This window comes from Bacteroidota bacterium (genome assembly GCA_030706745.1).
Classification (GTDB): Bacteria; Bacteroidota; Ignavibacteria; order Palsa-1295; family Palsa-1295; genus PALSA-1295.
In genome coordinates this window covers 51,175-75,177 of sequence record JAUZNX010000016.1, presented here as the reverse complement: position 1 = coordinate 75,177, position 24,003 = coordinate 51,175, and the positions used below count along the sequence as shown (strand labels likewise).

The 24,003-nt window shown below is 55.5% G+C and carries 13 protein-coding genes and 1 tRNA gene; 5 read left to right on the top strand and 9 right to left on the bottom strand.

Annotated elements, in window-relative coordinates; genetic code table 11:
- Nucleotides 1-797: 797 nt before the first annotated feature.
- Nucleotides 798-1,811: an IS110 family transposase gene (locus Q8902_14255; GenBank protein ID MDP4200721.1), complete on the top strand. Its 1,014-nt coding sequence runs from the start codon at nucleotides 798-800 to the stop codon at nucleotides 1,809-1,811.
- A gap of 215 nt (nucleotides 1,812-2,026) precedes the next feature.
- Here the strand turns inward: Q8902_14255 and glnA are convergent, their stop codons facing one another.
- Nucleotides 2,027-3,361 carry a type I glutamate--ammonia ligase gene (glnA, locus tag Q8902_14250; protein MDP4200720.1) on the bottom strand — a complete coding sequence of 445 codons (1,335 nt, stop codon included), beginning with the start codon at nucleotides 3,359-3,361 and terminating at the stop codon, nucleotides 2,027-2,029.
- A 107-nt stretch (nucleotides 3,362-3,468) separates the two neighbouring features.
- The gene (locus Q8902_14245; protein ID MDP4200719.1) at nucleotides 3,469-4,002 is read right to left on the bottom strand and encodes an Lrp/AsnC family transcriptional regulator; all 534 of its coding nucleotides are present in this window, start codon (nucleotides 4,000-4,002) and stop codon (nucleotides 3,469-3,471) included.
- A gap of 149 nt (nucleotides 4,003-4,151) precedes the next feature.
- On the opposite strand from Q8902_14245, the gene Q8902_14240 reads away from it, so the two are divergent.
- Together Q8902_14240 and Q8902_14235 are read left to right on the top strand one after the other, a co-directional pair.
- A complete protein-coding gene (locus tag Q8902_14240) occupies nucleotides 4,152-5,135 on the top strand; it encodes a GntG family PLP-dependent aldolase (protein ID MDP4200718.1) in 984 nt (327 codons plus the stop codon).
- On the top strand, nucleotides 5,135-6,796 hold the full coding sequence (locus Q8902_14235) for a hypothetical protein (GenBank protein MDP4200717.1): 1,662 nt from the start codon (nucleotides 5,135-5,137) through the stop codon (nucleotides 6,794-6,796). Before Q8902_14240 ends, Q8902_14235 begins: the two co-directional genes overlap by 1 nt.
- Here the strand turns inward: Q8902_14235 and Q8902_14230 are convergent.
- From Q8902_14230 to Q8902_14205, 6 genes are all read right to left on the bottom strand, one after another.
- Entirely contained in the window at nucleotides 6,733-8,274 is a 1,542-nt protein-coding gene (locus Q8902_14230) for a PQQ-dependent sugar dehydrogenase (protein MDP4200716.1), read from the bottom strand. The two genes, Q8902_14235 and Q8902_14230, sit on opposite strands and share 64 nt — an antisense overlap.
- Before the next feature lie 10 nt (nucleotides 8,275-8,284).
- The gene (locus tag Q8902_14225; GenBank protein ID MDP4200715.1) at nucleotides 8,285-9,034 is read right to left on the bottom strand and encodes a carboxypeptidase regulatory-like domain-containing protein; all 750 of its coding nucleotides are present in this window, start codon (nucleotides 9,032-9,034) and stop codon (nucleotides 8,285-8,287) included.
- A 106-nt stretch (nucleotides 9,035-9,140) separates the two neighbouring features.
- A tRNA-Val gene (locus Q8902_14220) sits at nucleotides 9,141-9,216 on the bottom strand.
- Between the two features lie 81 nt (nucleotides 9,217-9,297).
- On the bottom strand, nucleotides 9,298-15,246 hold the full coding sequence (locus Q8902_14215) for a C25 family cysteine peptidase (protein MDP4200714.1): 5,949 nt from the start codon (nucleotides 15,244-15,246) through the stop codon (nucleotides 9,298-9,300).
- Between the two features lie 75 nt (nucleotides 15,247-15,321).
- Entirely contained in the window at nucleotides 15,322-16,332 is a 1,011-nt protein-coding gene (locus Q8902_14210; protein ID MDP4200713.1) for a DUF4835 family protein, read from the bottom strand.
- Between the two features lie 5 nt (nucleotides 16,333-16,337).
- Nucleotides 16,338-17,288, bottom strand: coding sequence for a N(4)-(beta-N-acetylglucosaminyl)-L-asparaginase (locus tag Q8902_14205; protein ID MDP4200712.1), 951 nt, complete (start codon nucleotides 17,286-17,288; stop codon nucleotides 16,338-16,340).
- A gap of 121 nt (nucleotides 17,289-17,409) precedes the next feature.
- Between Q8902_14205 and Q8902_14200 the strand changes: the two genes are divergently transcribed.
- Nucleotides 17,410-19,557, top strand: a complete 2,148-nt coding sequence (locus Q8902_14200) for a M20/M25/M40 family metallo-hydrolase (GenBank protein MDP4200711.1) — start codon at nucleotides 17,410-17,412, stop codon at nucleotides 19,555-19,557.
- A gap of 38 nt (nucleotides 19,558-19,595) precedes the next feature.
- Here the strand turns inward: Q8902_14200 and Q8902_14195 are convergent, their stop codons facing one another.
- Nucleotides 19,596-23,570, bottom strand: coding sequence for a hypothetical protein (locus Q8902_14195; protein MDP4200710.1), 3,975 nt, complete (start codon nucleotides 23,568-23,570; stop codon nucleotides 19,596-19,598).
- A 168-nt stretch (nucleotides 23,571-23,738) separates the two neighbouring features.
- Between Q8902_14195 and Q8902_14190 the strand changes: the two genes are divergently transcribed.
- Nucleotides 23,739-23,987 (top strand): hypothetical protein, encoded by a 249-nt coding sequence (locus Q8902_14190; protein ID MDP4200709.1) that lies wholly within the window; start codon nucleotides 23,739-23,741, stop codon nucleotides 23,985-23,987.
- The last annotated feature ends 16 nt before the right edge of the window (nucleotides 23,988-24,003 follow it).

The following is a 24,003-nucleotide window of genomic DNA, read 5'->3' as shown; positions in this document are numbered from 1 at the left end:
GTCCCGTGAGAGGATCATCGTAATCGACTCGCTCGGCACGTCGATCTTGCCTTTCAGTCCTTCATAGTGATAGAGCGACCGGACAGGCGGCGGATCGGCCAGCCCAAACAACCGCTCGATCGATAGCTCCCGATGGATTCGTCGCACGCCCGGAATCATAAGTGCCATAGTAATGCGTCCTTTCTAAATGGGGCACCCAATTTCATGTTTCATACTTCATATTTCATATTTTCCCCGACATGGTGCTCATAATAGCCGGTGCCAATATACGACAAAAATGGCGGGTGGTTTTGAAATCGAGTCCCGAAGGGACGGAGTACTCGCAGCCCAGCATGAAGCGAGGCGCACCTATGGTGCACCGAAGCGGAATGCTGGGATTGGGATCCAACCAAAAATCAAAAGCCCCGGGGGGGCGATGTACATCGCCCTTTCAGGGCTAATAACTATTTTTGCGATTCCGTGACCCAGGGTTCCACTTCGCTCCACCCTGGGCTGCGCGTACGCCGTGCCTTGTATACTGCTCACATTCTGTAGCAGCCTTTGTTACGGTATATAAACCGCAACAGACGGAGTGTAGCAGAAGCGTGGTGAACTTCACCGTTCCTTAGCGGCGATACTGTTAGATGCATTATCGACCCTGTTCCGGAGAGTAGGTCCCACGTTTTTGCACGTGTGCCAGAGGTTGAACGGTATCAGAGGCCGGTCCTGATGGGGCCGAAGCCTGCATTGCACAAGGTGAACCGCCAGCACACCCGCTACACTCTCATCTGTCGTGGTATCACTGAAAGGAACAGACAATGGAACACAAATATCCAATCCTGGGGATCGATGTATCGAAGGCGACGCTGGATGGCTGTCTGCTCGCCGAGCAGGGCCATCGCACGTCGGTGCAAGTCAAGAATACCTCGTCGGGTCTCAGAGCCTTAGCCCTATGGCTTCGTCGCCAGGGTGTGACGGACGTGACCGTGTGCCTGGAAGCGACGAATCTCTATGGTGCGGCGGTGGCGCTCTTTTTCCACGAACGCGAGCAGACGATCGTTCTGGCCAATCCCACGGCCGTCCATGCGTTTATGCGCGCCACGATGCAGCGTGCCAAAACCGATAAGGCCGATGCTGATCTGATCGCCCGGTATGCGGCAGCGATGGCGGAACGGCTACGACCCTGGCATCCGCTGCCCGCGGAGTATGACGAACTACGCGATCTGGTCCGCCACCTGCATGACCTTACGCGGTGCCGGGCCAAAGCCAAAAACCGCATGGAGAAACTCGCGTATCTGACGAGCGCAGCGAAAACACACATCGAGCGTTCGATCCGAGCCGATCTCGCCCATTATGAAAGGGAAATCCGTCTCATCACCAAGGACATCCGCGCCTGCCTGCACGAACATGAGGCCATGCAGAAGCGATACGATCTGATCACCTCTACGCCCGGCATCGGCTTCGTTACGGCCGTGACGTTTATGGCAGAAGTGCCGAATAGCCAACAGTTCACCCATCCAAAGCAGCTTGCGGCCTATGCCGGCATGACGCCACGGGTCAGTCAGTCCGGACAGCGTCAACCCGCCTCGCAACCTATCTCGAAGATGGGAAATAGACGCTTACGCTATGCCTTCTTCATGGCCTCACTCTCCGCGCGTCAATACAATAAGGCCATCACGGTATGTACGAGCAACCATGCCTCGAAAAAGCCCATGGTCTTACAGATGGCCGTCGCTCGAAAACTCATACATCTCCTCTATGCGATGGAAAAGCATCAACGGGCATATGACCCTAAATATCAAAAATCACAACGGAACGGAGGAACGAACTAATACGGTATCTACGGGACTCTGAGTATGAATCAAAACGCAAAACCCCCGGCTCACGCCGGGGGCTACCCGCCACGGCGGGCAGGCACATATGCCGCCCCTATGGGGCTGTCCCCTAACGGGACTGGCTCGGCCCTCCCCCGGCCCCTCCCGCAAGCGGGAGGGGAGAAGATTTTTGTTATTCCCCTCCCGCTTGCGGGAGGGGAGAGAATTTGGAATCAATACACCTCCAGATACCGGTCCAACTCCCATTGGGTGACCGACATGCGGAAGGAGTCCCACTCGGCGGTTTTGGCTTCGACGAGTTTTTCGACGCAATAGCTGCCGAGCGCTTCGCAGATCACCGGGTCTTTCTTCAGTTCTTCGATCGCGTCCATGAGGTTCTTCGCGACGGTGGTGATGCCACGCGCGGCCGCGGTCTCGTCGGTGAACTCGAAGATATTTTCCTCGACCGGCGCGGGCGCCTGCATCTTCTTCTCGATGCCGTCCAAACCGGCCGCGAGCATGACTGCAAACGCGAGATACGGATTCGCGCTCGGATCGGGGCAGCGAAGTTCGGCACGCACGGCTTTCTCGCGTCCCTTGGTGATGCGCGGAATGCGAATGAGTGCCGAGCGATTGCGCTGGCCCCATGCGACATACACCGGCGCCTCATAACCCACGACTAACCGCTTGTACGAATTGACGGTCGGGTTCAGGATCGCGTTCATCGCTTTGATGTGGACGAGCTGTCCGGCGATGTAACTCTTCGCCAGCGATGAGAGCAGATACTCACCGTTCGGATCGTACATCAGGTTCTTCTTGCCATCCGGTGAGAAGAGCGATTGGTGGACGTGCATGCCTGAACCGTTGATGCCGGCAATCGGCTTCGGCATGAACGTGCAGTGCAGGTCGTGATGCATCGCAATGGATTTCAGCGCATACTTCATGATGATGACGATGTCCGCGCAACGCAGAGCGTTATCGTACTTGAAGTCGATCTCATGCTGCCCAATCGCGACTTCATGGTGCAGCGCCTCGACATCGATGCCCATTTCGAAGAGCGCAAAGCTCATCTCCTTGCGGATCTCACTGGCGATGTCGGTCGTCTGATCGAAGTATCCGGCGGTGTCGTGTGGCAGCGGCTGGAGCGAATCGCCGTTCTTCTTAAAGAGGAAGAATTCGAGTTCCGGGCCGGTGTTGAACGTGTAGCCCATGTCGGCAGCGCGCTTGAGCTGGCGCTTCAGGATGCCGCGTGGATCGCCTTCGAACGGCGTGCCGTCCGGCATGTAGACATCGGCAATGATCAGCGCCGTGACCGCGCGCGAGGCGCGTGACCAGGGAATCACAGTGAATGTTTTGAGATCGAGCTTGAGATACATGTCGGACTCCGCGATGCGCGCGAAGCCTTCGACGGACGATCCGTCGAACCACACGTTCGATTCGATGGCATCTTCGAGCTTTGAGACCGGGATGGTCAGTGCCTTCATGACGCCGAGCAAGTCGGTGAACATGACATTGATGAACTCGACTTTCTGATCCTTTGCGTGCGACAAGACTTCGGATTTGGTCATAGCTTCCTAAAGTAACGAGTGATGAGTAACACCTGGATTACGCTGATTTTTGCTGATTAATCATGATGGAGTTCTATTCGAATTGTCATCAGCGAAATCAGCCAAAATCAGCGTAATCCCGGTTCTAATTCTTCTATCGGCAGCGCCATCGTCTCTTTGTAGGTATTGAGCACGACGTTCGTCCGCGTTTGTTTTACACCGGGCCAGGTCTGAATCTGTCCGAGCAGTCGCTCGAGTGTGGACGTGTTCCACGTTCGCGCCTTCACGAGATGCGAGCCATCGCCCGTGATCGCATGGATCTCCATGATCTCCGGATGCGCTTCGGCGGCGCGGAGAAATTCCGGGTAATTGCTCGATTGTTCGACGGTCACCGTGATGAATACAGCGACATCGAGTCCCATCCGTTTCGGGTCGAGCTTTGCAGCAACGCCCTCCAGGATTCCGCGCTCTTCGAGCTTACGCATCCGTTCGCTGACGGCCGGCAGCGATAGCCCAACGCTCTCGGCCAGCTCGTTGCGCTTAGTCCGTCCCTGGACCTGCAACTGGCGGAGCAGGGCGAGATCGATCGCGTCGATTCCGAGCGTTTCCAGCTTCGGAATTCGGGTCCCATTTGGCCGATCTGCAGACTTTGGCTTATCCATGCGTAATTTTGTGGGTGGATGAGTGATCATCCACGGTGCAAACTTACGAACTTACAAAAGTAAAGTCAAGTGCCAGGTTCGCTTAATTAAATAATTGTGGATAAGTGATTGACCTTCGATCCGATACTGTGACTAAACCGAGCCCTGCCATGCGGAAAGCTATGGCTGAGGCTGAAGTGGGCGACGATGTTTTCTCGGAAGACCCGACGGTCCAGGCGCTGGAGGAAGAGGTGGCGGCGCTGCTCGGCAAAGAAGCCGCACTCTATGTGCCGACCGGCTGCATGGCGAACCAGCTCGCGCTAAACATCCAAACGACCGAAGGCGATGAGGTCATCCTCGAATACGACTCGCACGTTTTCAATTATGAGACGACCGCCGCGAGCTTCCTCTCGCGCGTTCAGCTCCATCCGGTCAAGGCTGCCGATCTTGGCCGGCTTGTCGTGGACGAGGTGAAACCGGCGGTTCGGGAGACTGCATATTACATGCCGGTCACCCGGCTGCTGGCGCTCGAAAATACGCACAATCGCGCGGGCGGAACAGTCTATCCCGTCGAGCAGGTGAAGGCGCTGAGCGGGTTCGCACACGCGAACAACATTCGCATGCATTTGGATGGCGCGCGATTGTGGAATGCCTGCGCATACGCCGGAGTCGAGCCGATCGAGTATGCGAAACATTTCGACACCGTCTCGGTCTGCTTCTCGAAAGGACTCGGCGCGCCGGTGGGTAGTGCCGTCGTCAGTTCAAAAGAGATGATTGCGAAGGCGCGTCGCATGCGCAAGATCTGGGGCGGAGGGATGCGGCAGGCCGGAATCATCGCGGCCGGTGCCCTCTATGCGTTGCGCAACAACCGCTCGCGCATTTCGGAAGATCACGAGAAGGCGCGCCGCTTCGCGGAGATTATTGCGAGTGATGCAAAGAACGTTTACATTGATATGTCCCGCGTACAGACCAATATCATACTTCTTGGTGTGAACGGAAAGGCTGCTGGAGATGCAGAGCTTGCAAAGCTCAGCGAGCGTGGAGTGCGCCTCTCAATGGGTTCGCACGGACTCTTGCGCGCCATCACGCATCTTGATGTCTCACTCGTAGAATGCGAGCAAGCGGCACGCACGATCGTCGAGGTATTAGGCTGATGAATTGGTTTGCTGCGGCCTGGAGAGATGCGGCACGTCACGAACGTGCCGCATTTTCGTTCGTGCTTGCGGCTTCCTTCGTCAGCTTGCTCTTCTCTATTGCGGGCTATCCTGCCGTCGGGCACGATGCCGACGTGCATCTGAACTGGCTCGATCAATTCTCACGGCTGCGCGCGCAGGGGATTGCCTATCCTCGCTGGCTACCGATCTCCAATGGTGGCTTTGGCTCGCCGACATTTTACTTCTATCCGCCGCTGCCGTATTGGATTGCAAGCTTCCTCCGGCTCTTTCTACCGTACGTCCCGACTCCATTCTATAACGTGATGGCGTTGATTGCGACGATGGGATCGCTCGTCACGAGCGCTGCGCTCGCTCGACGATATGCCAATCGTCCACTCATCATCGCGACCGTCGCGCTTACGTATAGCTTCCTCGCGTACCACTTCGCCGACGTCTTTGTCCGCGATGCTCTCGGTGAGCATTGGGCAATGATGTTCCTTCCTCAGGTCTTCATTCGCTTACACGGTCGTCTGCAAACCATTGCACTACTTTCAATCGCCTGGTCCGGTCTGGTGCTAACAAATATTCCCATCACGGTTTTGGCCGGTGCGAGCGTCCTCGTTGCACTCATCGTCGAGCGGAGGAAAGCATCGGTCATCGAGCATGGCGTGGCACTTCTGATCGCGGCCGCAGTGTCGGCGGCCTATCTATTGCCAGCGGCGTTCTTGCGACCGCTTATCCATCCGGAGCATTTGTGGGATGTGAAGATGCAGACGACCGGCTTCGCAGTGCTCGATCTGTTTCGCTTTCATGGGTGGCTTCGGTTTCTCGCGCTGGCCACTCTGGTCGCGGGAGCATTGTATCTCCTCCTGGCATGGCGCGACCGATTACGGCAAGGTGCATGGTGGTGGATTGCACTGATCGCGGTTGTCGTGCAGATTCCAATCTTTACGCCGCTCTGGCATTTGCATGCGGCTTCCATCGTGCAGTTCTCATGGCGATGGAATTCGGTGCTTCTACTCGCACTGGCAATGGCCTTTGCTGTTCGAGCTTCCATCGTGCTTTCCTGGCTGCTCGTCGGACTGGCGATTGTGACGGTGATCGGTGAAGCCCGCCTGGCGACGACATTTATCGTTCATCCGTTGCTGCCGTACGACCGGTATCGCATCGATGCGCCGGAATATCATCCCGTTTGGTGCTCGAACGATCCCGGCGAGATCAAAGCGATCGCAATGTTTCGCATTGGGGATCCTCCGGCGATGCTCCTCGGGTTGACTCCGACAGAGGACAGCATTGTCCGGATTGCCCAGGATGCCGATGCAATGACGTTTCACGTTCATCTTACACAGCCGGCACCCGCGCGCTTTCATCTGTTCTACTGGCCGTATTGGAAGCTGACAATTTGGGACTCCGTTGCAGGCAGAGGGCCTAATGTCGCGAGTCTTCAGCCCGATCCGAACGGTATCGCAACTGCAAGTCTCCCGGCTGGAGATTATCGTCTCGATCTGAGTTTAGTCGAGTCAGAACCTGAAGTAGTAGGAAAGTACATAAGCCTTATTGGCCTCATGGGACTCATCGGGATGATTGGGTTCGCGGCTTATCGCGAAAGAACAATCTGTCTTGACACTATCGAAGTACCGATTGTAAGCCGAGCAACATAATTAGCATTCGGTACTCGGGTGAGACCGAGCGGTAAACTGTGCGCGCCGGCGTCAAGGAATTCTGGTTGCGAGGCGTAAATCAATCGTCCGATCAGATCGAATACTTCTACACGAACGAGGTTTGCGGTCGCGAGAGAAATTGGAATACTGACGGCATCGCTCGCTGGATTCGGAACAGGATCACCTACCGTGAATGATGCAAGCGGAGATTTTGCGACATCGGCGCCGGTGCCGGTCCATGCGATCCGATAGATTACGCCGGCTTGATCGTCCGAGGCATAGAGCGCGCTATCGCCGCCTTCAATGATGCTGACGACGCGGCCCCAGCGAGTCCCGGTTGAGTCTGGTTGGAAGCCATTGACAAAATCGGTCACGCGAGCATTCCGTCCGTCGGAATCGGCCCACATCACCGTGATGCGTGGTGGCGCGGGTGGGTTACGGTCCCATGAACCGTGATAGCATTGGAAAATGGCGTTATGGTAGAGTGCTGGGAATGTCGTCCCGCGATAGAAGTGTAATCCGAGAGGTGCTTCATGCGCAAGGACTTCGGCCACAGGTCCATCGAAGGTCTCGACAATGCTTGTGTCGAGGTTCATCATTAGTGGATTTCTCATGCGGAACCCGTAGCACCAGGGCCATCCATAATTTGCGCCATCACAAACAAGATAGATGGATTCCGATGGATTGTTCGCAGTCATCTCGGTGCCAGAGCCGAAGATGTTATCCATGCCATTATTATCCACCCACAGTGCGCCGGTTCGTGGATCGATGTCCATGCCAACGGCATTCCGGAGGCCGCGAGCAAACGTACGATAGCCAGAGCCATCCAAATTCATTTCAACAATCTGTGCCCGGTGCGCCAGGTCGGTTGTGTCTATATTTCCTTTGGAGCCCACCTGCACGTAAAACCTTTCTTGCAGTGTATCGATGGCAAAATTTCGTGTGTGATGGCCCTTCAGCGCCGGATCGGAGGGAAGGAGAGAGATCGTATCGTTCCGAATAGCAACTCGGCTCGCCGGAGCGGAAATCAGGCGAACAAGCGCCCCATTGTTCGAAACGAATAACTCGCTGTTATCAAAACCGATACCATGTGGATCCACAAGGCCGGAAGCGACGAGAATCGTCGAGTCTGGTTTACCCTGATGCAAATGATCGGGAAGCGCGTAAATACTGCCATTAGAGGATGTCGCATAAATTACTCCGTCCGGCGAGCATGCGAGTCCTCGGCAACCAGAGATCTGCGCAAACACCGTCATCGTAAAACCAAAGGGAATAGAAATCTTGTGGGACACACCATCGACATTGATGATGGTATCGCGCAGGACGGGAGGCGGTGCTTCGAGGGTCCTAGTGGTGTGCGGTTGCTGTTGCATGACCCACGCGGCAAGCCTGCATGGATCAGAGGCTTGCGCTGCTGAGCGCGCGGGCGGGAAGAGGGATACGACGACCAGGACGAATGCGACCCACGACTTGTTCATAGAAGGAAGATCATGGTAGACTGAAATCGGCAGTAGTGACTGCGTTCGGCCGCACATCGACTTCTTTCTGATTCCGAAAGTCGCTGCCCCAGTTGTAATCGCTTACGTGTCCGGTGCGGCCGCGTGGTTGATCGATCGACCAATTATCGCGCCACATCTTTAGCGTGTAATGTCCCGGCGGGACGTTCGAAAGGGTGAAGTGCCCTGTGGAATCGGTTATCGCATAGTATGGATGATCGACCGCCATAATAAAGCCGCGCATCCAGGGATGAACATCACATTTGACGACGTGAAGACCTGACTCGGGAAGCATGATTTCGTGCGGTGGAGCGCCCTCCGGTTGCGCTTCGTTCATCACCGTGATGAGGCCATACCACACGTGAAAATTGTGCAAGACTTTATCGCTGTTGGAGACAATAATGCTCGTGCCGCTCTTGATGATTTGCACGTGCGGGACGAAGTCGCAGCTCTTCTGATCGAGCGTTGCCGTCGGGCTCATTCCAGCGAATGATTTGCCACGTGCAATAGAATCGAGATAGACGATGGCGCCCGAAATCGATTCACCTGGGCCCGGATTGGAGGTGTTGGGATGCGACGTTCCGCAGGCGTCCTGATCCTTCTCGATGATGATGGGATCTGCCGGCGGCTTCGCTCCAGCATACCGGACCGTACCAGAGATACTTCCGCCATCCTTGACATCGATTTCGCGATAATTCGAAGGTGGAGGAGTTCGCCGCCCACATGAGACGAGCAGCAGCAAAACGCAGAACCGGGATATATAAGATGCACTTGAGGTAAGTCCCAAGCATCGACTTGGTTTACATCCAAAAAATCTCATGCATTCCATACATCCCGGTTCTGACAAGTGGGCGCTGAGGGATTCGAACCCCCGACCTTCTCGGTGTAAACGAGACGCTCTAAACCAGCTGAGACTAAGCGCCCTCTCAGTGAGTAGCGAGTAACGAGTAATGCGGGATGAGCGTTCGCAAAATCACAATGGCACGGAGCGGGAAAGCGCTGCTTTTACCGCGAGCGAACGGCCTTCTCCGTGACAGCGTCGGAGACATCGCTGCCGTCGGGGTTCTTACCGTTCAGTGTCAAGCGATAGAGATACGTGCCATTGCCGACTTCATTGCCGACCTCGTCACGTCCATCCCACTCGATCATGTTCATGCCGGCCCGTAACGGACGAATCGGCGTCAGCGTCCGGATCTTCCGGCCAGCCACAGTATAGACGATGACTTTCACATCTGCCGGCGCATTGGAAAGCAGCACGAAGGTAAATGCGGTCTTGTCTTTGAAGGGATTGGGATAATTCATCACGTGATCGAGCCCATTGGTCGCGCTGACGGTGAAGCATTGATGCACCGTATCGACGTTGCCGCTGCCATCCTGAATGGTCGCCGTGACATTCCACTGGCCCGGCTTGAACTGAAAACCCGCACCCGGACTGAGGATCAGTTGAGCTTGCAGCGGACCACTTTGGTAAATCTTGAAATCCGGACGAAAGACTTGCGGCTTTGCGAATGTGACCTCCGGATAATACTCAGTATCCCGCTGGAAGGTCGCTTTGATCGAATTGGTATCCGTCAGCCGAATAAAGTTTGGGCTATACAGGTTGATGATCGTCGTATCGTTGCTCGAGACATAACCACACGGCGGGATGTGATTATTATCGAACAGAATTTCCGCGTGCGGTGCGAGTGAATCGCGCGTCACAGTGAATGCGCCAGAGATCGCGTCGTTAAAGAGCAATTGTTCGTTCTGCGATTCGTGCAAATTCACCGTGGCTACGATGGGCACGAACCCGCGGGTGTTTGTCGTGTTGATGCTGTCAATGAACGGTGCCATAGTGTGACCCTTTAGCTGTGGCACTGTATGCGCAATCGTATCGGTTGCGGCGATGCGGCTCCCGACCAGGATAACCGGGACATTCAATGCGGAGTCACATGTCAGCGTTTGCATCGTGTAGGCTGCGGCGATCGTCCCGCCTTGAGCGATGCTGGATGGCGTGGTCGTCACCGTATCCGCGGTGAATGCAAATTCCGGCGCTGCATCGTATTCGAGTTCGACCGCGTGAAGCTCCGGACTCTGTGCGGAATTACTGCCGCGAGTGAAATCCATCCGCAGGCCTAAGCGATCGTACGTCCTGGGATCGATATGCGATAGATCGAGCTGCGAGCTTTGCGAAGCGCGAAGAGTGTCCACAGCATCCACACCAAGTCCGTCTCGCCGCGAGCCGAGTACTGTCACTAGAATATCGCGTCCGGAAGAGACATTGCCTGTGATACGCATCATGCCGTACTTCCTGGCGACCGCCGTGAATGGCGTCAGCGCCAAACCGGATGTGCCGAACGTCACGATGGTATCAGAGATGTGGACTCCATTCGTATTCGGTTGACCAACCGCCTCCCTCGCCATCCCGGGTAACCAGCCCTTTTTTCCCATGAGAGCGAAACTTCCAAAGTAGGGAACATTGAGACCGTCTTTGGCTCCAATGCTACTCATTGCCTGCAAAACGCTCGGATTGTTATAGGTTATGAAATTGAACGCTGGTTGAAGATTCGTAAGCACAATGACCCAAGTGCTATCCGGCAATGAAGCGATGACAGAATCGAAGGCATTCGCAATTGGGAGTGTATAATTGGAATCCCCATTCCTCGTCCAGTCGACACTGAATTCATACGCGGTGTCGATGCCACCACCATCCTTTGTAAGCCGTGCAATCACATACCCTTGTTTCGCGTAGCTGAACAGGGAGCGATCGTTGACGAATATCTGTGATACGGGATTGAAATATACACCCGAGTCATTGACCCCATGGGAGATAACATCGTAGCGAATGGTATCCTGTATTGGAAGAAACAATCCATGTGCTGGATCGATCGCAAGACCGCTGACGATTGTCGAAGCAAGCTGCTCGGTCGAGGCATAACTAAACTCGGCGCGCGGTGCGCTTGCTGTGCTGAACGATGCCGATTGCCAGGCCGAAGTATCGCCCGTCGAACGGATGATTCGGGTGCGCCACCAGTAGACGGACGATGCCGGCACGGGAAGCCCAGTGAGAGATACATCCAGCGTTCCGAAAAAGCGCGTTCCAGCGGCCGTATCGCGTGTAAGGATCGGGTGCGCGAAAGCTCGGGTCGTATCGAGCTCAAACTGCATGCGTGAAGCGGCCCGTGGCGGAAACAGCACAATGAAGTGGACCTGATTCGCTGAGACGTCGCAGACGGCCCGCGCGCCTTCCCAAGGATAAAAGGGTGTTGCCGAAAGACCGTTGATCAGAATTCGTTGCGAGGCATCATCATCCGTCGTATCCGTTTCAAATGGTCGGAAATGGCGATCGGGATCGACAGAAACCCGGATAATATGTTCGCCGGTCGAGGCGTCGCTAAGATGGAGCTGTGCGAAGACTCGCACAGTGTCGTCCAACCGCGGCAATGTGTCGAAAAAGTCGAGGGGCACGCCGGTCGGCCCGGCATCTTCAATACGCACAACGACGGGAATTTCTGCCGCGTAACCATAATTGTGGACGAGCGCGGATATATTAAGTACGCTATCGCTAACGCTGAATGAAGTCTTTGGCAAGCCATCGGTGGTAGACACCGCAATCTCGGAGGCGTGTACGGCCAATTCGGGTTGCGGACGCAAGGCAAAGCCAACGGCGGCATCACCTAACATGCAATACTGAAAGCGGGAGTTCAAACCAACATCTCCCGCAGCGCCGCTATCAGCCGCATAGAGTTTCGAGGCCGTCAGCATCGAGGCGAGATTCATCCGCATCGGGACACTCGTATCGTGCTCGGCAAGAGGATAATCAATGTCCTCGCGCCAGTGGCGCAACAGCTCGAAGAATTTGTACGAGAGAAGTCCATCAAAATAAATCTCACCGAACCCGGTCGTGCCGTACGCGACGGCGCTCCCGGCATCCGGCTGGAGAACATAGGACTCATTGAGACTCACGAGGTTCGGCTCGCCATACGCGCCGGTGCGGCAGCTTACGGTGAACAGAAACGGATAGATGTTTTTGTTGTGCAGCGTGACGGGATCGGGAAGGATTGGATCGGTCAGGAATGTCGCGCCATGACCGGCAAAATACAGCAGGGAAGTGCCATCTTCGATTGTACGATGGATCACCGCGACCTTCGACGGATCAGAGACGCTCCCAATACCGCCGTTCACTAAATTGGAATCCCGATCGATGCGCTTGTATCGAATATTTGTCGGCGGAAAGGGGAGTGCAAGACCGTTCGGTGGCGGATCGACAAATGAATGGATTTGTTGAACAAACGATCCGAATTCGAATGTATTCGATCCGCCGATGACGAATGTGAACTGTCGATTCCAATCGGCAGGCGAGTTGTCTTCGTAGGCTTGGAGCTTACTCAAGTATGCATCGGCTTGTGTGGTACTCGATACCGGAATGCGGCTGATGACCATACGCGGCTGGATCGCATCGATCCGACCAACATCGGCGAGTGTAAAATAGAAATCGCTGACCGGCCAGCCGTATGTCGGAATAAATGTTCGCTCGACGCTCCTGGAATCATTGGCCTGAAATACATTATTGAGAGTGAGCTTTGGGTCGTATGTGCCCGCGCCGAACAGCGTGACATATCCCACCGGCACCGATTGCTGGCCCTGGTAAAAGTAATAGGCGTAGCTCAGAAACCTGCGGATCGCATCGATCTCACCAGAGCCATACCCAAACGCATTATAGACCTCATCGGTGGTGACGACCATCGAAGCAAGACCCGCTTTCGTGCGCCGGACAGCGAGCATTTGTGCTTGGAGCAAGAACGCAGGATGCGTGATGATGATGTAATCCGCATGGTTCGTAGGCCGCAAAATATTCCATGATCCCGCGCCGGCAGTATGCCACAATTCGATGCGGTCGCAAGAGAGAAAGCTTGACGAGGTTGCGGCAACATAATTGGGTTGCGTGCTGAGAGTCGAATCCACGAACGCTCCGCTCTGTGGCAGGACTCTGGTCCCATCGCTCATATTATATAGATGCGGCTCGTCGGTGGACGTGAGTGCGATCTGATATGTCGGCGATGTCGGTTGAAGCTGAAAGCGCCACTGGCCCGAAGCGAACCCCGTGTCGCGGTTCGGAGCAAGTCCGCCTTCATAATCAATGGTATAATGATCGAAATAATATTCATCGACCTCATCCTGTCCAGCGCTTGTGGTCATCTCGAAAGTGTTCACTCCCAGAGTCAATTGTGACAGCGGGATGGAAAATATGGAAGTGTCCTCGCCGAAATCGGTAATAACCGCGTCGTGAGCGGTCACGCCATTGACACGGGCGATCACCCGATGCTGAACGGTATGATCGTTAGCGGTTGTCATGCCACGAGCAAGAATCTGGAAGGTCGCCCGCTTGCCTTGCATGTCCGCGGGCAATTGAGTAACGATGAACGTATCGACGAGATGCAAATGCGCGCTATCCATGAGCGGGCCATGGATTTCGTACCACTCGAACCGCTCGCCGGGTGTGTAAGTGGTTGGATGGATAAACTGCTCGTCCTGGCCTTGGTGCGAATCGCCGAAATAGTAAAAGTAATCTCGTTCGTGGTGCAGTTTAATCTCGCCCGTGGTGAACGTGGCAGATGCCAACGCGGGATTGGGAGTGCGCCCAACATACCGAAGTGGTTTATCTCCACGACTGGAATTCGTCAGCCAATATGCATTCGTATCGGTCGTGAGATTATAATACTCCGGCTGGCCATCGTTCAGTGGCACGCCGTGCAAATGCTCGCCATAGAATTCGATCGCTGTAATGTTGCCAGCCGCGTCGGTATCAATCCAAATCGGAATTTCCACGCCGCGATTCATGCACCGCAGATTTTGCGGCGTAAATATCTGCTTAAGCTCAAAACCTCCCGTGCGCGTCGCAATCTCACTGGCCGTCAAGCGGTACAGCCCATCATGCGAGACTGAGAGTTTCAAATAGTTTGCGTTTGTGTCGATCCAGCCGAACGATGTAGAGTCCAGAAGGTCGAGGGGTCCCATCCTGCCCGGCGCGGTGCGAGCATTGGCGCGCTGCGGAGCGGCTGCAAGCGCAAACGGCTTGACGTTCGAAGGCCGCAAGGGCACACGAAATTGGGCGAGGTCCCATGAATTCGCAACCAGATGGGAGTTGAGCGCAGCGAACAGAGGATCACTTTGCGCGCTCGAAGGCGGAAGCCCGGCCGGGACGGTGAAGGTCAGGCCAATGCGAAATTTCCCGAGTGCGGTGATCGCGCCGCCTTTTGAACTCAGTAGCGGCACACGCACAGTGATTGTCCGAAGTGACCGGAAGGTTCGTGCACTACCCAGAGATGGCGTGAAACTCCACGATGCACCAGCGGAACGGGGATCATACACCCGGTCTGTTCCTGATGCCCCAGTCTTGCTTGCCGCAGGGGCAAGATGGAGGTTGCCCATCGGCATTGTCGTTAGTTGCTCGAAGACTGGCGTGAAATTGTTCGCGCTTTCTGGGACTGCAACCGTGAGCGCCAATACCGGATATTCGGGTCCAGATTGCACCGCGGCGCTCTCAATAGTGAACCCATTCGGCGCATTAGCCAATGACGGCCAGATGAGTTTATCAAATTGCACGTTGGCCGGGGCATTTTTTACCGGCGCATTCGCGTGCTCGATGATTGGCGGACCCAACGCGATGACCAACGCGATCTGCCCATTCGTTTGCGAGATCTTTGTCGTGTGATCTGTAATGAGATTCGCAGCACGAGAGGGCGGAGTGATTCGCCGGACGATGGGTCTTCCTTGCGAGCCGTGCTTGCCAGCTCGAACGTGACTCGACACGGTATATGGCGTCAGGACTTTTGCAGCCTCGTGAGCAGCGATGTATACAGGCCGAGCCTTCGGAACGACGCGAGATACCTGGGCATGAGCGCCTGATGTTACGCCCAATACGGCGCCGGCAACAAGGACCCTGACTCCACGCAAAAAATCGAGAGATTGCATTGAAAGCCGAACGTACCGAAGCGTCACTATGTCCCGACTTGTGCGCCCATATTGGCGAGGTCACTCATTTTTGACCTACTGCGACATTTTCGCCCGAGCGTCTTCGTAATAACTCTGATGGACCGGGTCCAGAAATCCAAGTTTTTGAAAATAAGCGGTCAAATTATCGGGAAAGAGCCGTGCAAGATCGGCCAACTCCTGATTCTTTGCCTCGAAGAACGCCCGCAAAAACACACTGCGACCGGCATCCGAGGAGATGCGCCGAAGCGAAACGAGTGAATCGATCACGGTCCCGATAGTGATGCGCGCTTCGTCCGGTTTGGTTACCAGCAGATCGAGTCCATTATAGTGATACTGAAAAATGAGATCGCGAAACGCCCGGTTGTTGCCGTTCAGGGCGTCATCGATGTATCCCAATCGGGAATAGGTCCCGATGCTGGTCACACTCTGTTCCCAACCGGGTCCCTTCGCGGCGTTCGCAACAATCGCGACTTGCTGGGCTTGCTGGAAGTAGGGCGTACCTGATTGAAGCTTGTATGAATCGAAATCCAACCCAAGCACGATGTAAACGTAAAAGTCAATAACGCTTTCGAGTGACCGGAAGCTATTGCCGTGCTGAAGTTCCTGACCGCGGTAATACGAGAACTGGCAGTTCGGGTCGAAGAACCGCGCCATTGTGGTCACCTGATCGCTTTTATAGAGCGGCCGACTACTCGTCACGAAAAGTTGTGCGGTGTAGTCGCTACCGTTCGAGCTGACAATATTAAACTGGAACGTGCAGTGGATTCGCTCGCCAGAAAAATTCGTGGTCCACTCGTAATTATTGATGTAGCCTTCGAGATCGTGTTTAAACGCATCGAAGGCAATCCGATCTTGCGCCGAAAGGGCGCTCAGGTTGAGATTGACCTGGGCGTCCAATTCATCCGCACGAAGAGTTGCGCTACTGAGGATGCCCAAAAAAAACGCAAGAAGGCTGGCAAGAATGTGTCGGAGCGTGATCGCTTTCATCAAGGACGACCAACCGATGGGATTTCTGCTTAGTTCGGCGGTGTCCGCAGGTTGAGAAGGGTACAGTGGAGGTGCCATTCTGGCTATATCAGACTCGCCCCGGCAATCAGCTCCCCGCCGCTTGCCGTTGTCCGGGCATACTCGAAGCCCTTGGCAATTGCGAACGCGCCGGACTCGCCGCGCTTGTTGAGCGCGAGGAATGCGACCTGGAATTCCCGGTAGTCATGCTGTCTGTTCGCAATGCGCTCGACGGCTTCCCGGCATGCGTCCGTGGGTGATGCGCCCCGGCGCATCAACTCGACCACCGTGTGCGAGCCAGCAATCTTCATCACGGCTTCGCCCTTGCCTGTGGAGCACGCGCCGCCGACTTCGTTATCGACGAACAACCCTGCGCCGACGATCGGCGAATCGCCCACACGGCCATGATACTTCCACGCCAGACCGCTCGTGGTGCATGCACCGGAGAGATTTCCTGCCGTGTCCAGCGCCAGTATGCCGATCGTATCATGCCATTCCTTTGGTTTGTAGCTATGTTCGACCTTCCACTTTTCCCATGCCTTGCGCGACTCTTCCGTCAGCAGATTCTCTTTCGGAAATCCTTCTGCCATGGCAAAATCGCGCGCGCCGGGTCCCACGAGCATGACGTGCGGAGTCTTTTCCATGACTCTTCGCGCGACGGAAACGGCGTGAATGATATCTTCGAGCGCGCCAACCGATCCGGCGTTGCCATTCTCATCCATAATACACGCATCGAGTGTGACAATGCCGTCGCGGTCGGGATAGCCGCCGAGTCCAACACTTTGAATTTTGGGATCGGCTTCCGGCACGCGAGCGCCCGCTTCGACGGCATCGAGCGCGCGGCCCTCCTTGCCAAGGATCTCCCACGCCGCTTTGTTTGCAGTCAGACCAAAGTTCCAGGTCGAGACGACGACGGGCTTTTGGATATCTGCCGTGCGCGCAACCCGAGGCAACACCGCCGCTGCCGCGCCGATCGGGATGGCACTCAGGAGTTCACGCCGAGTCAGAGTGTGCATTGAATTTCAAACAGGAGAGCAGTATGGAAAATCCCATTTGGATCCCTGGTTTCAGGATCGCACAAGGAATGCTCTCAGTCCAAAAACGATTGGGAAGCAGCTTGTATTCTTCAGATCGTTTATGATTCGCAGTAAATTCCTGTCTCTTACCCTAACGGTAGTGCTTCTGGTCTTCGTAGCGAGCTCGCGCGCACAAATGACGGGCTTTAGCGCGGCAAGTCAGCGCACCGAACTTTCTCTTGAGAAGAAGCTTGTAGGCGCGATCGTGCCCGATACGCTGCGCGCGATCGTGACAGCGATCAGCAAAGAGGTACATGTGGCCGGGACACCGGCGCAAGCTCGCACACGAGATTACGTGATTGGCCGATGGAAGCGAGCAGGACTTTCCGCTCAGGTTTATCCGTATGAGGTCTCTATTCCTCTTGCGAAACGCTCATCGCTCGAACTGCTGAGCCCTGTGAAGAAAGTCTTCACCCTAAAGGAAGACAAGATGCCATCGGAATCGAACTCGAACGAGTACCCGTGGGTCAACGGATACTCTGCGTCCGGCACGGTGAGCGGCGATCTGGTCTACGTAAACTATGGCCTTCCCCAGGACTACCGCGAGCTTGACAGTCTGGGTATCAGCGTTAAAGGGACTATTGTTATTGCGCGATATGGCAGATGCTATCGTGGCATCAAGGCGCGCGTTGCCGAAGACGCAGGTGTAGCGGGACTGATTATTTTTTCCGACCCATCCGGCGATGGCTACGATGCGGGGGATGTTTTTCCAGTTGGCCCGATGCGGCCGAGTGGCGGCGTGCAGCGCGGCAGCATCTATAACGGTCACGGCGATCCGACCACGCCGGGCTATGCCTCCGTGCCAGGTGCTCGTCGCGCCGAACCGGACTCAATGTACCCCACGCCAACGATCCCGGTGATTCCGATATCGTACGGTGTCGCCTCCCAAATTCTCAGCAAGATGCACGGTCGTGACATTCCGAATTCCAACTGGCAGGGAGGGCTTGGATTCCGCTATCACATTAGTGGCGGGCCATCGGAGAAAGCAAGAGTCCGGGTGAAACTGACTGTCGAAACGGATCCGGGACTCAAGCCGATCTGGAATACGGTCGCGCGAGTCGAGGGTTCGACATGGCCGGATGAGTGGATTATTATCGGCGGTCATCGCGACGCATGGGGCTACGGGGCGGAGGACAATGCCGCCGGATGTGCGAGCGTGGTTGCGGCTGCCGAAGCATTCGGCAAACTTGCAAGCGAAGGGATTCGACCAAAACGCTCCGTGCTGTTCGTAACGTGGGACGCCGAAGAGTGGGGTCTGCTCGGATCGACAGAGTGGGTCGAACAATTGGAGAAAGAACTCGGCGCAAACGCGATTGCGTATATCAATCAGGATGAATGTGCGACTGGCTCCGCCTTCTCCGCCGGTGCGGACCCAACGCTTCGCTCACTCGTCTATGAAGTGAGCCAATCGCTACTCGATGCGAGCGGGCATTCGGTTTATTCTGAGTGGAGCAAGAACGCTGGTGTGAACGCGGACGGTGAAGACAAGCGTCCCGCGATCGGACTACTCGGCGGCGGCAGCGATTTCTCGGCATTCTACAATCACCTTGGGATTCCATCGCTCGAGCATGGCTTCGGCGGACCCTTCGGGCAGTATCATTCCAATCATGACAACATCGGGTGGACGCTACATCAAGGTGATTCGACCTTTCAGTACCACGCATTGACGTCGCAGTTCGCAGCGGTCGAAGCCATGCGGCTTGCGAACGCAGAGATCCTTCCGTTCGATTTTGCCGAGCTGGCTCACTGGCTCTCCAGTGCCGTGCAAAAAGCCAAGAGAACTGCATTTAGGGACACTCACGATTCGTCGGGATTCGGACGGCTCGAAAACGCCATCGGCGCATTCACCGCTGCCAGTAAAGACTTTGCTGAAGCTCGCGATAAGAATGGACTCTCGGAGGGTTCTCCGTTGCGCACGTCACTGCTTGGAGGCTCTGCGACTCAGGACTCCCTCAATCGTGAGATTCGAAACGTCGGTTACGCCTTCGTAGCACCCGATGGGTTGTTCTTCGATACATGGGAGCGGAACATGCTCGTTCTCTCGGATCCTGACAACGGCTACTCGGATGTCGAGCTTCCGGCAATTGATATCGCCGTGCGCCGCAAGAATCACGAACAGAAATCGCTCGCGATCGAAGCATTGACGCGCGCTACGATGCAAGCGACCGATCGGCTTCGGAAGATCGTCCGAATGCTTGATACGTTGTGACCCGGCGTGATCGCTTCCTCAGCCGATGGGGCATTCGCTCAGTTGATCGCAACCGGCACCATTTGCACTTCATCATCGCTCGCGACTCGAAGCAAGTAACTGCCCGCAGGCGTTCCGGCTGGGAATTGAAAGATTAAGCTCCCGTCTTCTCTCGTCTCCCCAAACTGCTCCTTGATCGTTCTCGCGAGTTGGTCGAACAATGTGATATTGACGCGGCCAGCTTTGGCGCTGTTGAGTACGACGGTCAATGGTCCGCTCGTGGGATTCGGATAGACGCGCACGAAGTCCACCGTGTTGGTCCTATCAGGATGTGTTACCGTCAGCGGCGGAATCACGGATGAGGTACCAAGGTTCGCAATAAAGGGTCGCGTACTCGAGTCAAGCGACGTGGGACCAAGCGGGATAAGCCCGAAGGCCATGTCGATGCACGAGTACTGTATCGCGTTACGGTCGGTGTAGATAGCGCCGGCAGTCCAGACGGCGCCGTCGTTACCAGCTGCAATCGCGTAAACGTCGCACGAGTAGTTGCTCGCGAGCTGCTTCGTCCAGATCCACTGTCCATTGGCATCGAGCTTCGAGACGTGATTGGTGCCGTGTGAGCGTTCGAGCGGGCTCTGGCCGGTGGTACTATCAAGACCAATGACATAGGTAAGACCATCGGGCGTTGTCGATGTCCGGCAAGGTAAGGGCGGCGCTCCAAATCTCGAGTTCACCCGCTGGTTGCCGATCATCCTGGCCCATTGCCATCCGTCAGAATTGTGTTTAGCTAGGAAGCGGCGGCTGCTGTTGCCCTTCAGCTTCGTTGATCCGAGTGCTGCGGAGTCGGCGATCATCACCTGCACATACGCATTGCCATTGCCATCGACATTGATCGAGCTAACGAAATCGGTGTATGATTTGCCGGTGCGGGTCGAGTCGAGCATTTGTCCGCTGTTATCCAACGTGACGAGGAAAAGTCCAGAATCGCTCGCGCCACCGCCGACGATATAGTGGTTATCCGGTGTGACCGCGACGGCATACGCCGCTGATGCGTACGGAGCGATCGGTGCGATGCGATTCGCCCATTTCGCAACACCGTCAGCTCCGATCAGCGCAACAAACGAGCGAGGATAGAAGGGAAGGCCGGGCAGCGTGATGCCCTTGATCGACATGGAACCAACGGAGGTGCCAACGAGCACCACGTCATTGTTCGAATCCGCGGCGATCTGATAGATCCTCGTTGAAGTGGCCGGTGGTGTCACAGTATCGAGCCATGCAATGGTGCCATCGGGATTACACTTCATGAGAAATGTCTGCTTAACACTATATCTGTCTCGAAGCGTCGTTCCTCCGGCGCTCAGTGTCGACGTGAAGTAGCCGCTGACATAGATTGCTCCGGCACGCGAGACGCTCAGCGAGAGAGGATACGAAGTATCCGCGACGCCGCCGCCCTGAAGTTGCAGAGCCCACGCGATGTTGCCGGTGCCATCGTACTTCGCCAAAAAGTAATCGACGCCCGTTCGAGGTGTGCCTTGCCGGTGGTCAAAGGAATAATTGCCGAGCTGCAGCGCGCCAGCGAAATGACCGAGCACAATTGCGTTGCCGCTCTGGTCGATGACGACGGCATCGCTCGCAGCATCGCCAAGCGCATGGCCCTGCGCGGCCCACGAGAATGTTGGCACGACATCGAAGATTTTCGAGTGAATGTCCGAGAGCGGGCGACGGAACACGCCGCCACTATCCGTGCCAATCAGCACTTCGTCGCCGAGGCGATGGAAACAGAGCACCCGATAGCCAAGGTAGGAGCCATAACGCGTCAGGCCATCGTCGATCGGATGCCACGTTTCGCCTAAGTTATCGGAGATGTTGAGGGCCGTCGAGCCGTCGAAGAGGAGATTATCGAAATACGCGAGTGCTTTGGAGTCCAAGGCATTCAACGGCCATCGCTGCGTGTAGCCGCCGAATCCAACGTTCGCCGAGAACCACTCATGGCTGTTGTCGAGCGCCATTGCGCCACCTTGCTCGAACCAACGCTGGCCGATATTGAGATTATATCCGTCGGCTGTCTTGCACTGGTCTTGCGTCCATGTATTGCCAAGATCGTCAGAGTGTGCGGTGCCGTTCGCATAGAGTCTGTTGCCGATGGCGCGCACATACCCGTAGGTAGCCGGAGTTATGACTGTATCCCACACCTCACCAAAGTTAGTTGACTTAAAGATGATGTTGTTTGTATATCCGCCCGCTGCAAACAGCGTGGTATCGATGAGCGCCAGTTGATTGGCACTGTAGGAAGACCGCCAGTTTGCAGGAAGACCTTCGTTCCATGAGCGGCCGTTGTTGACCGACCAGTACGCACCATTGTCTGCGCCGATCACAAGATCAGTGTCCGTTGTCCATCCGGGCGCGCTGGCGCTGAGCCGTGAAATGCCCAACGTGCCGCCATAGCCGAGGCGACCGAATCGCTGGTTTTTGGAGATATCGTAAACGCCGGTTATGCCATAGAGGCTTCCATCGCGACAAGGCGCGATAATATCGGTCGCAGCATCGAATGTCACCTCTTCAGGCGTTCCATTACTGCGAATCTTGAAGACTGCTGCAAGGTGGCGTGTGTATTTATTGAAGAGTGTGTCCTTTCCGAATACCAATGGAGTTCCAAAATTGCAGGTGCCGTACAGGTTTCCGGTTGGGTCCGAAGAAATTGCGTCGGAGCTCGGCCTCGGCCCCGTTTTGACCCAACGGAATCCGCCGCTCGAATCCATCGCAGCATACACGCCCCCGCCATCGCCCGCCCAGTATTGCGTGTCATTGATCGTCACGTCGTCTCGGTCCGGAGCGTATAAGAATGTGGGATTGCCGAGCTTGTCGCAGGTAATGCTCGTGATCGAACCGTCGTGATATGCCGAGCCTGCGCCGTGATCGATGATCGTCACAACCCAGTCACCGGAGCCGTTAGTATTATATCGGGCGATAAACGAAAGATAGTCGCCGGCAATCATGTGATCGGCAACGAACTCGGTGTCGTTCGTCGAGCCAACGACGTAGCAGTTGCCCGGCGGATCGACACAAAGCCCGTACGCTTCGCCGCGGTTAGTCTGATACTGCGCAAAATGATTCTTTGATGACGATTGCTTGAGCCACTTCATCGAGCCGGTTGGTGACATCTTACCCACGAATAAGGCCGCCCAATCCCGGCGATTATATACATTGAATGGGCCACCCATATCCAAATGACCCATCATCGTACCGGTGAAGTACACGTTGCCGGCCGCGTCTGCGGCGATCCCATAGGCGTCAGCGATGGTATCGACGGTCGCCATCTTCGCCCATCGGAAGCTTCCAGCGGGATCGTAGCTCGCGACGAAGAATGTCCGCCCGGTGGTATTCGTCGAAATCTGCGTTGTGCCAAAATCCACAGTGCGTATCTGATGGAATATCCACGGATCGGCCGCGCCAAGAATAAATGAATTACCGGAGCTATCGCACGCGACGGCAGTCACGGTGATACCATAGTTCGGGGTTAATGCGGTCTGTTTCCACAGGATCTTTCCATTCGAGTCAACCTTCATTACCAGCATGCCGGCTGGTGAGATATTGAGGCTATCCTCTTCGTCGAAGATGCATTTACCTTCGACCATCGTCGCGACAATGGCGTTGCCGTGCGGATCGGTCGCTATTGCGCCACGATCGATACTATCGGTCGGGGAGAAGAGCTGATCGACCCACTGCCACTTCGGAGTTGACATGTAATAGCGATGCTGCATGACCAGAAAGTCCTTCACGTGTGCCATCGGAGGCTTCGTCCAACGGTCCACATAATTTGTCTGGCCACGCCAGGTATGACCTTGATCGGTGGAGCGATAAACCCCTTGGTCCGTCCCCGCGAACAGCAACGAGTCCTTCTCGAAGAAGGAATAGACCGAGCGTTGCTGCATAGACCATTGGGGAGAAACCCCGTCGCTCGATGGCTGCCACTGCGCAAGGACAATGGCACTGAATGCAACAAGTAGAATAGGAACTGTGAACAACAACTTCATACCACAATTAACATGCAAGTAGTCAATTTGTGTTCTACGGAATATTCGAGATTGTCATTTCATGATTCTGTACAGAACTCGAACCAGCAAAGACGACAAAGAATAGGGCTGGCGTTCTTCTGCCGTTGAACTCAGGAACATGATAGATTCGTCAAGCACAACACTTGCTTGACTAAGACGAATGGATTTACCAAGACTGAGACCGAGCTACCCAAAGCCCACGATCGAACGATCGAGCAAGCTTTCCTGACAGTGCGGCGATCGATCCCCTTTTTGTGGAAATTCATTCGAGCTTCCGCTGGAGCGCGCTTGCATGGGGACACCCATCAGCGCGTCTTCTCCGCTGCAATCGCGTTGAACTGGCAAGTCTGGTTGAGCGATTTGATTGGCAGTGCTGGACGTGTAGTATCTTTGTAAAGAAGATAAGCGGTCC